The sequence below is a fragment of the Jhaorihella thermophila genome (assembly GCF_900108275.1).
GTDB lineage: Bacteria > Pseudomonadota > Alphaproteobacteria > Rhodobacterales > Rhodobacteraceae > Jhaorihella > Jhaorihella thermophila.
In genome coordinates this window covers 147,851-162,755 of the sequence record NZ_FNVD01000007.1, presented here as the reverse complement: position 1 = coordinate 162,755, position 14,905 = coordinate 147,851, and the positions used below count along the sequence as shown (strand labels likewise).

Genomic DNA, 14,905 nt, shown 5'->3' with positions numbered 1-14,905 from the left:
CTTGACAGTCCGGCCCGGACCCGCCAACCCTGCGGGCCATGCTGGACCTGCGCCCCGTCGGATACGTGATCGGCCTGCTGGTCGCCATCCTTGGCGCGACCATGAGCCTGCCCTTGCTGGCCGACCTCGTCGAGGGAAACGGCCACTGGCCGGTCTTTCTGGAAAGCGGCACGATCACGGTGCTGATCGGCAGCCTCGTCGCGCTGAGCTGCGCCAACGGGGTGCGCGACCGGCTCACGCTTCAGCAGACCTTTCTGATCGCCACCATCGTCTGGGCGGCGCTGCCGCTGTTCGGAGCGCTGCCGCTGATGCTGGGCGCGACCGAACTGTCCCTGACCGATGCCTTCTTCGAGGCGATGTCGGGCCTGACCACCACCGGCTCGACCGTGATCTCGGGGTTGGACGATCTGCCCAGCGGCATCCTGCTGTGGCGCGGCATCCTGCAATGGCTGGGCGGCATCGGCATCATCGTCGTGGCGATGGTGTTCCTGCCCGAACTGCGCGTCGGCGGCATGCAGATATTTCGCACCGAGGCCTTTGATACGATGGGCAAGATCCTGCCCCGCGCGGCTCAGATCTCGGCGCAGATCTCGACCATCTATATCGGGCTGACCATTGCCTGCACGCTGACCTATCTGGGCCTGGGCATGAAACCTTTCGACGCGATCGTGCATGCTCTCACCACCGTGTCCACCGGCGGGTTCGCCAATTACGACGCCTCCTTCGGCACCTTTTCGGGCGCGCCGGAATATGCGGCGTCGGTCTTCATGATTCTCGCCGCGCTGCCCTTCGTCCGCTATGTGCAGATGGTCAACGGCAATACAGGGGCGCTGTTCCGGGACACGCAGGTGCGCGCCTTCCTTCTGACGATCCTCGTGCTGGTGGTGCTGACCGCCTTCGTGCTGACCCGGATCTTTCCGCATCACTGGGAACAGGCCTTCCGCGAGGCGCTGTTCAACATCGTGTCGATCCTGACCGGCACCGGCTATGCCAGCGTGGACTACATGGGCTGGGGCAGCTTCCTGATCGCGCTGTTCTTTTTCATCGGGCTGATTGGCGGCTGCGCGGGTTCGACCGCCTGTTCGGTCAAGATCTTCCGCTATCAGCTGCTGTTTTCCTCGATCCGGGTGCAGATGAAGCGGATCCGCAATCCGCACGGCGTGTTTCCGGTCAATTACCAGGGGCGTCCGGTGACGCCGGACGTGCTCAGTTCGGTGATGGCGTTCTTTCTGTTCTTCGTGGTGTCGCTGGGGGTGTTCTCGGTGGCGCTGGCGCTGACGGGACTGGATTTCATCACGTCGGTGTCGGGCGCGGCCACGGCGCTGGCCAATATCGGCCCCGGTTTGGGCGATCAGATCGGGCCAGCGGGCAATTTCGCGGGGCTGAACCCGATGGCCAAGTGGCTCTTGTCCGCGGCGATGCTGATCGGGCGGCTCGAGGTGCTGTCGGTCTATGCGATTTTCACGGCAAGATTCTGGAGGGCCTGATGACCAGATCCGAAGGCGCGCAGGCGGTTCGTCCGCTGGGGGCGCAGATTTCCCACATGCTGAAGGCTCGCGGGGTCGAGGTCATCTTCGGCATCCCCGGCGTGCACAATCAGGAAATGTATCGCGGCATCGAAGAGGCCGGTCTGACCCATGTGCTGGCGCGTCACGAACAGGGTGCGGGGTTCATGGCCGACGGCTATGCCCGCGCGACCGGCAAACCGGGCGTGGCCTATGTCATCACCGGCCCCGGTCTGTGCAACATCATGACGCCGATGGGGCAGGCGTATTCGGATTCGGTGCCGATGCTGGTGATCTCGTCCTGTCTTGACGATGCGGTGTCCCTGCGCGGGCAGTTGCACCAGATGCGCGACCAGCGCGCCGCCGCCGCAACCGTCTGCGAATGGTCCGAACAGGCGCCTGATGCTCGGGCCGCCTATGCCCTGATCGACCGGGCGCTGGACGAATTCGCCACCGCCCGCCCGCGCCCGCGCCACATCCAGGTGCCGATCCGTCTGCTGGAGGCCGACGCCCCGCCCGCGCCCGCGCGCGGTGAACCGGCCCGGCGCATGCCCGCTGCGCTGGATCTGGGCGATCTGGCCGCGCGGCTGGCCTGCGCCCGCCGTCCGCTCTTCATCCTGGGCGGCGGCGCGCGGCAGCCCGGATGGCGTGCGCTGCTCAACCGCCTCGGGGCGGCGGTGTTCGAAACCTATGCCGGGCGCGGGATCGTCGGTCCGGATCATCCGCTGAACTTCGGCGCCACCCTGCCACGCCCGGCCAGCGCCGAGATCGTCGCCAGCGCCGATCTCGTGATTGCCGTGGGCACCGAACTGGCCGAGGTGGACCTCTGGCGCGACCGCCTGGGCCACACCGCGCCCCTGGTGCGGGTGGACATCGACCCCCAGGTTCTTTCCGACCGCCACCGGGCCGATTTGCGGCTGCTCGCGGATGCGGGCGATTTCCTGCGCGCGCTCGACCGGGCCACCGCCGATGCGTCGCCCGCCACCGGCTGGACGGCGCAGGAGGCCACCACCGCCCGTGCCCGCTGGCGGGCCGAGTCGGATGCCGAACGCCCCGGCATCGTGCCGGTCTGCGATGCCCTGCGCGCCTGCACGCCCGAAGGCACGATGATCTATTCCGACATGACCCAGTTCGCCTATGTCGCCAAGGAGGTCTGGGACATGGACCGCCCCGGCCACTGGCACCACCCGACCGGATTCGGCACGCTGGGCTATGCGCTGCCGGCGGCGATCGGCGGCGCGGTGGCGCGGCACGCGGCCGGCCTGCCGACCATGGCCATCGCCGGCGACTACGGCTTTCAGTTTACCCTTCAGGAACTGGGCGCGGCGGTCGAACTTGGGCTGCCGCTGCCGATCATCCTGTGGGACAATGGCAAGCTGGGCGAGATCGAGGACAGCATGGTCGCCGCGCAGATCGCCCCCAACGCGGTGATTGCGCACAACCCGGATTTCTGCACGCTGGCCCGGGCCTACGGTGCCAACGCCGCCGCCCCGGCCACATTGACGGAGATGCAGGAAACGGTCCGCGCGGCCTTCGCCGCCGATCGGCCGACGCTGATCCGGCTCACCCCCGGGCTTGCCGCGGCGTGACACCAACGCATTTGCGGGCGGTCGGGGCCGGGCATGCTGCCCGTTCCCTTCATCTTGCCCCAAATACTCTGGGGGGCGCGGGGGGCAAAGCCCCCCGCATCGGTCGGATTGGCGCAGCCAATCCGAAACCGGACTGACGTCTTCCGTCAGAGCGCAAAAGGCAGCGACTTCGCTCGCTCGCCTCACTTCCAGCAGCTGATCAGAACGGTCATCCGGTCAGCCCGGCGCGCCAGCGCGTCCGGCGAAAGCTCTCCGGCAGCCAGCTCCGCGTCTGCGGGACTGAGGCCCGCTGCATCCAGTACCTCCCGGATCGCCTGCGCATCGGCGGCAAGGCTCACCCGTTTCGGCAACGTCCGCGCGCCGCCGGGGTCGGGCAGCAGCATGCCGATCACGTTGCCGCCTGTGTCCATGACCGGCCCGCCCGCATCTCCGGGCAGCGCGGCCAGTGCCAGGCGGTCAAGCTCGCGCTCGCCATTCAGGCCCGAGATGTCGGCCAGCTTCCCCCATGTCAGCGAGGGCGCGCCGAGCGCACCCTCATAGGAATATCCGGCCACCGCGACCTCGGATTGCAGCCGTGGCGTGCCGGCGCGGAACCGGGCCACGACGGAGGGCGCCAGCGGTTCCTCGGGGGTCAGAACCGCCACGCCCAGCGCGGCATCCACCGCCGCCACGCGGGTGGGGTAGTCCTCGGCGATCGTCACGCGGGTGCAGCCCTGCACCGCCTCGGCGGTGGTCACGACCGTGCCCTTTTCGTCCACGAAGAAACCCGACCGCGACAGGCGCGGCTTGCGTAGCTCCAGGCCCGAGACCAGATCGACATGCTGTTCGGCGTCGCCCCCCGCGGCCGGGTCCAGAACCGCCTCCGTTCGGGTGAAGCTCGCCTTCATCTCGGCCAGAACGCGGGCGCGCCTATCCTCGTCGCCTTGCGGCCAGACCAGGATGAATCCCTTTACCTGCCCGTCCTTCAGGCTGGCCTCGGCATGGGTGACGATGCCATTGCCGCGCCCCTCGATCACGAAATCGGTCTTGCCACGCTTGCGCTCACCCTCCAGCGGCACGATCTTCAGCGTCTGCAGGATGTCATACAGACCATAGAGGGTCGCCCGATCGCCCGGCTGGCTGATGAGGATCAGCCGCACGCCCAGATCGCCCGCGCTCTCATAATGGGCAAAAGGCGGTTCATAGCGGGAAAACTTCACCTCCCTGGTCGGCATCGCGATCTCGATCCCCGCCTGCGGGTCCAGCACGCGCTGCATCCCCACCGAAATCAGCGGCGCGTTGTATTCGTCCATCAGCGCCTTGCGCTGGGCCGTGGTCAGGATGCCTGTGGGTTCATACCCCCGCGCCGCCTGCCAGTCGGCCATCGCCGCCCGCGTGCCGCGTCCGAACACGCCGTCGATGGTCGAGTTGTAGAACCCCGCCGCCCTGAGCGCGATCTGCAACGCACGCCGCTCCTGCGCGCTCAACAGTCGTTCGCTGCGCCGCGCCTGCGCCGGGGTTTCGTTGGGCAGGGCGGTGGCCTGCGGTTGTGGGGTTGAGGTCGCGGCGGGGGTCGGTGTCGCGGCCCGTGCCGTGGCCGGTGTCCTGCCAACCGGCCAGAATTGCGCCCCCAGCGCAGCGCCCTGATACAGAAAGGAATCGCCCGGAATGCGGCCCTCGGCCTTGTAGAGGCGCAGCGCGCGTTCGGCATCGGCGCGGCTGTAGGGGCCGACCATGATGCCATACCAGCCCCCGCCCAGCGCAAATCCGTGCACGTCCTCGAGCCGTTCGGAGAAATACCGCGCGCGATCCTGCGCGGCGCGCAGGCTGGGTTGCGCCTCGATCTGGATCCAAGTGGCCTGCTGCGCGGCCGCCGGACGCAGCATGATCCAGATCAGCATAAAAAACGTGGTCAATGCACTCTTCATATCGACTTCTTGCCTCTGGCGCTGGAAATGTTCACCAAGGATAAAGCAGGTTTGCGCATCGAATTCCACGCCGTAATTCCCCTTCGGGGCGGGGATTTGCGCCGTTGACCCCGCACCGGCGCTTGCATAGGAAAGGCACGCATTCGCGTGGGCCTCTCCGGGTGCAGGATCCGGGGCCGCAACAAGGGGTGAATGATGACCGACACGACCAGCGCGCCGCGCTCTTTCCAGGAGATCATCCTGCGGCTTCAGAATTACTGGGCCGACAAGGGCTGCGCCGTCCTGCAGCCCTATGACATGGAGGTGGGCGCCGGCACCTTCCACCCCGCGACCACGCTGCGCAGCCTCGGGACCGCGCCCTGGGCGGCGGCCTATGTGCAGCCCTCGCGCCGGCCCACCGACGGGCGCTATGGCGAAAACCCCAACCGGCTGCAGCACTATTACCAGTATCAGGTGCTCATCAAGCCCAGCCCGCCGGATCTGCAGGATCTGTATCTGGGATCGCTCCAGGCGATCGGCATCGACATGAACCTGCACGACATCCGTTTCGTCGAGGACGACTGGGAAAGCCCCACGCTGGGCGCCTGGGGGCTGGGCTGGGAGGTCTGGTGCGACGGCATGGAGGTCAGCCAGTTCACCTATTTCCAGCAGGTCGGTGGGCATGACTGCCGACCCGTTTCGGGCGAGTTGACCTATGGGCTCGAACGGCTGGCGATGTATGTGCTGGGCATCGAGCATGTGATGGACATGCCGTTCAACGATCCCGACGCGCCGATCCCGCTGACCTATGGCGACGTGTTCCGCCAGACCGAAGAGGAATACGCGCGCTGGAACTTCGACGTGGCCGATACGGACATGCTGCTGCGCCATTTCGAAGAGGCCGAGCAGGAATGTCTGGCGATCCTGTCCCAGCCCGCCATAGACCCCAAGACCGGCAAGCGGATCATCATGGCCCATCCCGCCTATGACCAGTGCATCAAGGCCAGCCACATCTTCAACCTTCTGGACGCGCGCGGGGTGATCTCGGTCACCGAACGGCAGGCCTATATCGGCCGGGTGCGGGCGCTGGCCAAGCAATGCGCCGATGCCTTCGTCCAGACCCCCGCGGGCGGCTGGAGCGAATGAGCGGCAAGGTCATCGCCATCGGACTGGTGGTCCTGTCCGCCCTGTTCGGGGTCGGGATGTATTACATGCAGGTCTATGGATATTATTACGACGTGACCCCGCGACCGGGGCAGGACGTAAAGATGGTGTCGGTCGCCACCGGCCAGCCCGAGCCTGTCGCCTATGCCGATTTCCGCGCCATCGACGCCGACAGCTCGCCGATCCGCTACCGCGCCTGTTTCACCCTGTCCGAGGACCCGGCGGCGCTCGGGGGCCGCTTCGTGGAATTGCCGCCGAAAGAGCCGCGCGTGGCGCCGGACTGGTTCGACTGTTTCGAGGAAGAGACCATCGACGCGGGGCTCAGGGACGGATCGGTCCGGCTTTACCTGGGGCAGAAGAACATCCATTACGGCGTGGACCGGGTGGTCGCCATCGCCGAGGACGGGCGCGGCTGGGCCTGGAACGAACCGAACGATTGCGGCCGCAAGGCCTGGGACGGCACGCCGGTGGGCGAGGCCTGCCCGCCGCGGCCGGGAAAGGCCGCCGAATGAACCGCACCGTCCCGATGGCGGGTTGCCGATCTGCCGAAACCGACACCGCCGGGGCGCCCGCCGCCGGCCCGCAAAGGCTTAGGAGCACGAGATGCCCGACCTTCTGATCGAACTGTTTTCCGAGGAAATCCCCGCGCGGATGCAGACCCGCGCCGCCGAGGATCTGAAAAGAAAGATCACCGACGGTCTTGTCGAGGCCGGGCTGACCTATGCCGCCGCGCAGGCCTTTTCCACCCCGCGCCGGCTGGCGCTGGCGGTCGAGGGGCTGCCCGCGCAATCCCCTACCGTGCGCGAGGAACGCAAGGGCCCCCGCGTAGACGCGCCCGAAAAGGCGATCGAGGGCTTCCTGCGCGGCGCCGGGCTGACCCGCGACCAGCTGGAGGAACGCGACACGACCAAGGGCAGGGTGTTCTTTGCCAAGATCGAGAAACCCGGCCGCCCGGCGGCCGAAATCGTGGCCGAGGTGCTCGAGGCGACGATCCGCTCCTTCCCTTGGCCCAAGGCGATGCGCTGGGGTTCGGGGAGCTTGCGCTGGGTGCGCCCGCTGCATTCGATCCTGTGCATCCTGACCGATGAAACCGGCGCGCAGGTGGTGCCGATGGAAATCGAAGGCATCAGGGCCGGCAACGAAACGCGCGGCCACCGCTTCATGGCGCCGGCGCCGATCACCGTGTCTTCCTTCGAGGACTACGTGGCCAAACTGCGCCAGGCCCGCGTGATCCTGTCGGCCGAAGAGCGCGCCGACCAGATCTGGAACGAGGCCACGCATCTGGCCTTTGCCTCGGGGCTCGAGGTGGTCGAGGACAGGGGCCTGCTGGCCGAGGTCGCCGGCCTGGTGGAATGGCCGGTTCCGCTGATGGGCGAGATCGGCGAGGAATTCCTCGACCTGCCGGGCGAGGTTCTGCAGACCTCGATGAAGGAGCACCAGAAATTCTTCTCGGTCCGGAACCCCGCGACGGGCCGCATCGAACGTTTTGTCACGGTGGCCAACCGCGAAACCGCCGACCACGGCGCGGCGATCCTTGCCGGCAACCGGCGGGTGCTGGCGGCTCGGCTGGCCGATGCCAAGTTCTTCTGGGAAAACGATCTGCGGGTGGCGAAGACGGACATCCTGCAATGGGTCCGGTCGCTGGACGAGGTGACCTTTCACAACCGGCTGGGCAGCCAGGGCGACCGGATCCGGCGCATCAGGGCGCTGGCGGCGGAACTTGCCGGCCCGGTGGGCGCCGATGCGGACCGCGCGCAGGAGGCGGCGGAACTCGCCAAGGCCGATCTCAGCTCCGAGATGGTCTATGAGTTCCCCGAGCTCCAGGGCACGATGGGCCGCTACTACATCGCGGCCGCGGGGCGGGATGCGGCGGTGGCCGCGGCGGCCGAGGAACATTATTCGCCCCAAGGCCCCTCGGACGCGGTGCCGACGGCGCCCGTATCGGTGGCGGTGGCGCTGGCCGACAAGCTCGACATGCTCACCGGGTTCTGGGCGATCGACGAAAAGCCCACGGGCTCCAAGGATCCCTTCGCCCTGCGCCGCGCCGCGCTGGGCGTGATCCGGCTGGTGCTGGAAAACGACCTGCGCCTGCCCTTGCGCCGGTTCATCGACGCCCAGTTGATGCGGCACAAGCAGCACCTGCACGACGAGGCCGAAGAGGAAGAGCGCGAGGCGATGGTGGACATCGTCGCCGAGATCGCTCGCCACGGCTTCTTTGGCGCGGCCTTCGAGACGGTGATGGCGCGGCTCCGCGGCAAGCGGGTCTCGGGGGACAGCGAGGAATCCATCCTGCGCGGGCTCGAGCGCCGGGTGCCGGGGCTGTCGGACAATCTGCTGTCCTTCATCCACGACCGGCTCAAGGTGTTCCTGCGCGACCAGGGCATCCGGCACGACATCATCGACGCCTGCCTGTCGATGCCGGGCAATGACGATCTGGCGCTTCTGGTCAAGCGCGCCCGCGCCCTCCAAGAGGTGATGGGGACGGAGGACGGCGAGAACCTGCTGCAGGGGTTTCGGCGGGCCAACAACATCCTCACCCAAGCCGAGGAAAGGGACGGGGTGGAATACTCCTTCGGCGCCGATCTCAAGCTGGCCGAAACCGACAGCGAAAAGGCGCTGTTCGCGGCGCTGGAAGAGGCGAACGCGAAGATCGCGCGTGCGCTGCAGGCCGAGGATTTCCCGGCCGCGATGGCCGCGATGGCCGCCCTGCGCGGACCGATCGACGCCTTTTTCGAAGACGTGCAGGTCAACACCGACAACCCGGTGATCCGCCGCAACCGGCTGAACCTTTTGCACGACATCCGCCAGACCTGCCTCGCCGTCGCCGACCTCACTCGTATTGAGGGGTGAGCGCCGGTCCGGGGGCGCAGCCCGGCGGAGAGGTCCGGGGGACAGTCCGAGGCGCGAGCGGGCGGAGCCCCATGGCGGCCTCGCTTCTCTTGGCCGAAAAAGCTCACCCTGCTTCTTTCTGGTTGGAAATACCCCGGGGGAGCGCGAGGGGGCAGCGCCCCCTCGCATCGGTCGGATCGCGCCAGCGATCCGAAATCCGGCGTTACCTCTTGCGCCCGTTTTTCTGCCGCCGGCGCCAGCGGCGCCATAGTTCGATATCCAGCGCCGCCACGGCAATCCCCAGCGGGATCATCCAGAAACCCAGAATCGGCAGGAACCCCAGCACCCCGCCCAGAATCAGCAAAAGCCCCAGCACCAGCCGCAGCCCCGGCGGCACCCGGCGACGCACCCGCTCCAGAAACCCCTTGAACCGCTCGCGGATCGAAGCAGAGGGCGTGCCCATCGCCCGTTCAGCCTTCCATCGCTTCGAGCTCGTCGATGAACCCCGCGATCATGCTCAGCCCCTTGTCCCAGAAGGCCGGGTCCGACGCATCCAGTCCGAACGGTGCCAGCAGCTCCCCGTGGTGTTTGGATCCGCCCGCCTTCAGCATCTCGAAATACTTGTCCTGAAAGCCTGGATCGCCCTCGGCATAGACCGAATAGAGCGCGTTCACCAGCCCGTCGCCAAAGGCATAGGCATAGACGTAGAAGGGCGAGTGGACGAAATGCGGGATATAGGCCCAGAAAGTCTCGTACCCTTCCATGAAGTCGAAGGCGGGGCCAAGGCTCTCGGCCTGCACGCTCATCCACAACGCGCCGATGTCCTCGGGCGTGAGCTCGCCCGCCCGCCGCGCCTCGTGCAGCTTGCATTCGAAGTCGTAGAACGCGATCTGACGGACCACTGTGTTGATCATGTCCTCGACCTTGCCGGCCAGCAGAACCTTGCGCTGGGTCCGGTCGCCGGCCTTCTCCAGCATCGCGCGGAATGTCAGCATCTCGCCGAAAACGGACGCGGTTTCGGCCAGCGTCAGCGGGGTTGACGACAGCAGTTCGCCCTGTTCCGCCGCCAGAACCTGATGCACCCCGTGCCCCAGCTCGTGCGCCAGCGTCATCACGTCGCGCGGCTTGCCCAGATAGTTCAGCATCACGTAAGGGTGCGCATCCGTCACCGTCGGGTGGGCAAAGGCCCCCGGCGCCTTGCCCGGCTTCACACCCGCGTCGATCCAGCCCCTTTCAAAGAAGGGCCGCGCGATCTCGGCCATTCGCGGGTCGAAGGCGGCATAGGCCTCCAGCACCGTCTCCCGCGCCTCTTCCCAAGGCACGGTGCGGGTGTCCTCCATCGGCAGCGGCGCGTTGCGGTCCCAGATCTGCATCCGGTCGAGCCCCAGCCACTTGCGCTTCAACTCGTAATATCGGTGGCTCAGGCGGGGGTAGGCGGCGACCACCGCGCTACGCAGCGCCTCGACCACCTCGGGCTCCACGTCATTGGCCAGATGGCGCGACATCTGCGGGCTGGGCATCTTGCGCCAGCGGTCGATGATTTCCTTTTCCTTGGTCTGAGTGTTGTGGACGCGGGCAAAGATCTTGACGTTCTCGCCCAGCACCCGCGCCAGTTCCCGCGCCGCCGCCTCGCGCCTGGCGCGGTCCTGCTCGGTCAGCAGGTTCAGCGTGCCTTCGATGTTCAGCTCTTCGCCATCCACGTTGAACACCAGCCCCGCGATGGTTTCGTCGAACAGCTTCTGCCAGGCGTCCCCCACCGCGCCCAGATCGTGCAGGAACCGCTCCAGTTCGTCGCTCAGCTGATAGGGCTTCATCGCGCGGATCCGGTCGAACATGGCGCGATAGCGGGCCAGTTCGGGGCTGGTCTGCATATGCGCCTTCAGCACCGCGCCGTCGATCCGGTTCAGCTCCAGATCGAAGAACACCAGCGGCGTCGTGAAATTCGTGATCTTTTCCTGGCAGTCGGACAGGAACTTGGCTCGGCCCGCATCCGTGGTCAGCTGGTAATAGCGCAGCCCCGCAAAGGACATGATCCGCCCCGCGACCCGGTTGATGTCCTCCTGTCGGTGGATGCAGCGCAGCAGGCCTTGGGCGTCCAGATCAGCCAGCTTGCCTTCGTAATCGGCGGCGAAATCGGCGCAGGCCTTCTCCAGCCAGTCCAGATCCTCGGCCAGCTTCGGGTCGTCCTCGCCCTTGTAGAGATCGTCGAGTTTCCAGACCGGCAGATCGCCAAGTTCTCTGGCCCCGGCTTCGGTAGCGGCATCGCGGACGGGAAAGCGGAGTTGGAGCATCGGGTGACCTCTCGAAATTGCGGTTGCGCCAGACTTAAGCGGCCCGGCCCCCGATCACAAGCGATCCGGGGGCACGTCCCCGCCCGGCAGCGCGGGCGCTTGTGGAATTTCTGCATCTGGCGCATATCTTTCGGGCATGACGATCCGCATCCCCTTTGACAACACCTATGCCCGCCTGCCCGAAGCCTTCTATGCCCGGCAGGCGCCGCAGCCGGTGCGCGCGCCGCGCCTGATCGCCTTCAACGATGACCTCGCGCGGATCCTGCGCGTCTCGCCCGGCGATCTGACCGAGATGGCGCAGATCTTTGCGGGCAATGCCCTGCCCGAGGGCGCCGAGCCGCTGGCCCAGCTCTATTCCGGGCACCAGTTCGGCCGCTACAACCCCCAGCTGGGCGACGGTCGCGCGATCCTGCTGGGCGAAGTCGTGGGCACGGACGGGCTGCGCCGCGACATCCAGCTCAAGGGTTCGGGCCGCACGCCCTGGTCGCGGGGCGGCGACGGGCGGGCCTGGCTGGGGCCTGTGCTGCGCGAATATGTCGTCTCCGAGGCGATGGCGGTGCTGGGCATCCCCACCACGCGGGCGCTGGCAGCGGTGGAGACGGGCGAGGAGGTGATCCGCGAGCGCCCCCTGCCGGGCGCGGTGCTGACGCGGGTCGCGGCCAGCCACCTGCGGGTCGGGACGTTCCAGGTCTTTGCCGCGCGCGGTGACATCGACAACCTGAAGCGGCTGACCGACTATGCCATCGCCCGGCACTACCCGGATGCGGAGGGACCGATGGGCCTGTTGCGCGCGGTGTGCGACGCGCAGGCGCGGCTGGTCGCGCTGTGGATGGGGGTGGGTTTCATCCACGGGGTGATGAACACCGACAATTGCGCGATCTCGGGCGAGACCATCGACTATGGCCCCTGCGCCTTCATGGACGACTATCACCCGGGCCGGGTCTTCAGTTCCATCGACCACGGCGGGCGCTATGCCTATGGCAACCAGCCGGGGATCGTGGTCTGGAACATGGCGCAGTTCGCCACCGCGCTGATCCAGCAGATGGACAACCGCGAGGCGGCCGCCGAAGAGGCCACGGAGATCGTCCACGCCACGCCCGCGCGGATCGAGGAGGAATGGCTCGCCCTGTTCCGCCGCAAGATCGGGCTGACCACGGCGCGCGACGGCGATGCGGACCTGATCGCGGACCTGCTGGAGCGGATGGCGGCGCAGGGGGCGGATTTCACCAACACGTTCCGCGCGCTGGGCACGCCGGCTGCGCGGGACTGGTTCACCGATCCGAGGGCTTTCGACGAATGGGAAGCCCGCTGGCGGGGGCGCCTGGCCGGAGAGCCTGATCCGCACGCCGGGATCAAGGCGGCCAACCCTGCCTTCATCCCGCGCAATCACCGGATCGAGCAGATGATCGAGGCGGCGGTGGCGGGCGATTACGGTCCCTTTCACCGGCTGAACGAAGTGCTCGCGCGGCCCTTCGAGGATCAGCCCGATCACGCCGACCTGCAACGCCCGCCCGCGCCGGACGAGGTGGTGCAGGCCACCTTCTGCGGCACATGACTGCCTGAATTTTGGGCAACGGCGCTCTGCACCGGGCGCCGCGCCGGTCCTGCCCTTGTCATTCCCAGCCGCGATCCCCACAAAGAAGGGGACAGAATTCAGGCGTTTCGCACCGATGAGTCCCTTTCCCCGTCTGCGCATTGCCAGCTACAACATCCAGAAATGCGTCGGCCTCGACCTGCGCCGACAGCCCCGGCGCATCCTGCAGGTGCTGGAGGGGATCAGGGCCGATATCGTCGTGCTGCAAGAGGCCGACAAGCGCCTGCCGCCGCGTCCCGCGGCGCTGCCGCATTTCGTGCTGGAAGAAGCCGGCTGGAATGTGGTCGATCTGGGCGGAGCGGGGTCGCTGGGCTGGCACGGCAACGCGGTAATCTGGCGCGGCGACGACCTGGCCGAGATCGGCAAGGGGCACATTTCCCTGCCGGGGTTCGAGCCGCGCGGCGCGGTCCGGGTCGAGTTCGACACGCCGATCGGCCTGGTGCGGGTCGTGGGCGTGCATCTGGGCCTGCTGCCGCAGTCGCGGCAGGCGCAGGTCACCCATCTGTGGCAGGAATTGAAACGGCTGCGGCCCCTGCCGATGGTCTGGGCCGGCGACTTCAACGAATGGTCCAACAACGCCCCGCTGGACCGGCTGGCGCCGAAGATGCGGTTTCTGCCGCCCCGGCCCAGCTATCCCTCGCCCCGGCCGGTGGGGGCGCTGGACCGGATCGCGCACAGCGAAGGGCTGGCGGTCCGGGCCTTTGGCGTGCATGACGCGCGGCCGGCGCATATCGCCTCGGACCACCTGCCGATCTGGGCCGACATCCTGCCGGCCCCGGCCTGAGCGCCGCTCAGGCGGCCTTGCGCCGCGCGCGCCGCCGACGGCGCTGGCCGTCCGACGGGGCCGCGCCCTTGCGCGCCGGCCGGTTCCGGCCACGGCGCTTTGGCGTCTCGGCTTCGTCCAGCGGCGCAAACGGTTCGCCCGATGCCACCGGGATCGCCATGCCCAGCACCTTCTGGATCGCCTTCAGCTCGCCCATCTCGTCGGGCGAACAGAAGGCCACCGCCGCTCCGTCCTTGCCGGCCCGCGCGGTGCGGCCGATCCGGTGGACGTAAGAGTCCGGCACATTGGGCAGGTCGTAGTTGTAGACGTGTTTCACGTCCGGAATGTCCAGCCCCCGCGCGGCCACGTCGGTGGCGACCAGCACCTTGACCTTGCCCGACTTGAAGGCGGCGATCGCCCGGTCGCGCTGGCCTTGGCTCTTGTTGCCGTGGATCGAGGCGGTGGCGAACCCGGCCTTGTCCAGCACCTTCATCAGCTTTTCCGAGCCGTGCTTGGTCCGTCCGAAGACCAGCGCGCGATCGTCGCGGTGTTCGTCCAGAAGCTCGATCAGCTTCCCCGTCTTGGCCGATTTTTCGACGAAATGCACCGACTGGGCGATGCGGTCGGCGGCGCGGCCCGGGGGCGTGACCTCGATGCGCACCGGATCGGTCAGATAGCTTTGCGCGATCTCGTTCATCTGTTTGGCCATCGTCGCCGAAAACAGCATGGTCTGGCGTTCCGCCGGCAACAGCGGCACGATCCGGCGCAGCGCGTGGATGAAGCCCATGTCCAGCATCTGGTCGGCCTCGTCCAGCACCAGAAACCGCGCCGCATCCAGCGTCAGCGCGCCGCGGTCGAGCAGGTCGATCAGCCGCCCCGGCGTCGCCACCAGGATGTCGATGCCGCGCTCCAGCCGTCGGATCTGGGCGCCGATCGACTGGCCGCCGACGACCACGGCGATCTTCAGGCGCGAGCCGTCCGTCAGATCGCGCAGGGTGCCGGCGATCTGTCCGGCCAGTTCCCGTGTCGGCGCCAGCACGAGGCCATGCACCGTGCGGGGGGCGGGTTTGCGGCCGTGATCCATCATCTGCGCCACCAGCGGCAGGCCGAAGGCGGCGGTCTTTCCGGTGCCGGTCTGCGCCAGCCCCAGCACGTCGCGCCCCGCAATCCCGTGCGGAATCGCCCGGGCCTGAATCGGGGTCGGGGCGTCGAAGCCCATGGCGTGAAGCCGCTCGAGCAGTCGGGCCGGCAGGCCCATGGATTGGAAGTCGTTCAATTTCTGTC

At 67.6% G+C, this 14,905-nt stretch carries 11 protein-coding genes; 7 read left to right on the top strand and 4 right to left on the bottom strand.

Annotated features, from left to right (window positions below):
- Window positions 1–38 precede the first annotated feature (38 nt).
- Together C4S70_RS10345 and C4S70_RS10340 are read left to right on the top strand one after the other, a co-directional pair.
- Window positions 39–1,487, top strand: a complete 1,449-nt coding sequence (locus tag C4S70_RS10345; RefSeq protein ID WP_104008026.1) for a TrkH family potassium uptake protein — start codon at window positions 39–41, stop codon at window positions 1,485–1,487.
- 56 nt (window positions 1,488–1,543) lie between these two features.
- The gene (locus C4S70_RS10340) at window positions 1,544–3,094 is read left to right on the top strand and encodes a 5-guanidino-2-oxopentanoate decarboxylase (protein ID WP_235003802.1); all 1,551 of its coding nucleotides are present in this window, start codon (window positions 1,544–1,546) and stop codon (window positions 3,092–3,094) included.
- Window positions 3,095–3,276: 182 nt separating this feature from the next.
- Here C4S70_RS10340 and C4S70_RS10335 read toward each other — a convergent pair whose 3' ends face one another.
- The gene (locus C4S70_RS10335; RefSeq protein ID WP_327315371.1) at window positions 3,277–4,989 is read right to left on the bottom strand and encodes a serine protease; all 1,713 of its coding nucleotides are present in this window, start codon (window positions 4,987–4,989) and stop codon (window positions 3,277–3,279) included.
- A gap of 207 nt (window positions 4,990–5,196) precedes the next feature.
- Between C4S70_RS10335 and C4S70_RS10330 the strand changes: the two genes are divergently transcribed.
- From C4S70_RS10330 to glyS, 3 genes are all read left to right on the top strand, one after another.
- Window positions 5,197–6,126 (top strand): glycine--tRNA ligase subunit alpha, encoded by a 930-nt coding sequence (locus tag C4S70_RS10330; RefSeq protein ID WP_104008084.1) that lies wholly within the window; start codon window positions 5,197–5,199, stop codon window positions 6,124–6,126.
- Entirely contained in the window at window positions 6,123–6,656 is a 534-nt protein-coding gene (locus C4S70_RS10325) for a DUF6446 family protein (RefSeq protein WP_104008024.1), read from the top strand. Before C4S70_RS10330 ends, C4S70_RS10325 begins: the two co-directional genes overlap by 4 nt.
- 91 nt (window positions 6,657–6,747) lie before the next feature.
- Window positions 6,748–8,994 (top strand): glycine--tRNA ligase subunit beta, encoded by a 2,247-nt coding sequence (gene glyS / locus C4S70_RS10320; RefSeq protein ID WP_104008023.1) that lies wholly within the window; start codon window positions 6,748–6,750, stop codon window positions 8,992–8,994.
- 202 nt (window positions 8,995–9,196) lie between these two features.
- On the opposite strand, the gene C4S70_RS10315 is transcribed toward glyS, so the two are convergent.
- Both C4S70_RS10315 and C4S70_RS10310 read right to left on the bottom strand, forming a co-directional pair.
- Window positions 9,197–9,436 carry a hypothetical protein gene (locus C4S70_RS10315; protein WP_104008022.1) on the bottom strand — a complete coding sequence of 80 codons (240 nt, stop codon included), beginning with the start codon at window positions 9,434–9,436 and terminating at the stop codon, window positions 9,197–9,199.
- Between the two features lie 7 nt (window positions 9,437–9,443).
- Complete coding sequence (locus C4S70_RS10310; protein WP_104008021.1) at window positions 9,444–11,264, bottom strand: M3 family oligoendopeptidase; 1,821 nt, start codon at window positions 11,262–11,264, stop codon at window positions 9,444–9,446.
- Between the two features lie 136 nt (window positions 11,265–11,400).
- Between C4S70_RS10310 and C4S70_RS10305 the strand changes: the two genes are divergently transcribed.
- Both C4S70_RS10305 and C4S70_RS10300 read left to right on the top strand, forming a co-directional pair.
- On the top strand, window positions 11,401–12,819 hold the full coding sequence (locus C4S70_RS10305) for a protein adenylyltransferase SelO (protein ID WP_104008020.1): 1,419 nt from the start codon (window positions 11,401–11,403) through the stop codon (window positions 12,817–12,819).
- 115 nt (window positions 12,820–12,934) lie between these two features.
- Window positions 12,935–13,642 carry an endonuclease/exonuclease/phosphatase family protein gene (locus C4S70_RS10300; protein ID WP_104008019.1) on the top strand — a complete coding sequence of 236 codons (708 nt, stop codon included), beginning with the start codon at window positions 12,935–12,937 and terminating at the stop codon, window positions 13,640–13,642.
- Between the two features lie 7 nt (window positions 13,643–13,649).
- Here C4S70_RS10300 and C4S70_RS10295 read toward each other — a convergent pair whose 3' ends face one another.
- Window positions 13,650–14,897, bottom strand: a complete 1,248-nt coding sequence (locus C4S70_RS10295) for a DEAD/DEAH box helicase (RefSeq protein WP_235003789.1) — start codon at window positions 14,895–14,897, stop codon at window positions 13,650–13,652.
- Between the last annotated feature and the right edge of the window lie 8 nt (window positions 14,898–14,905).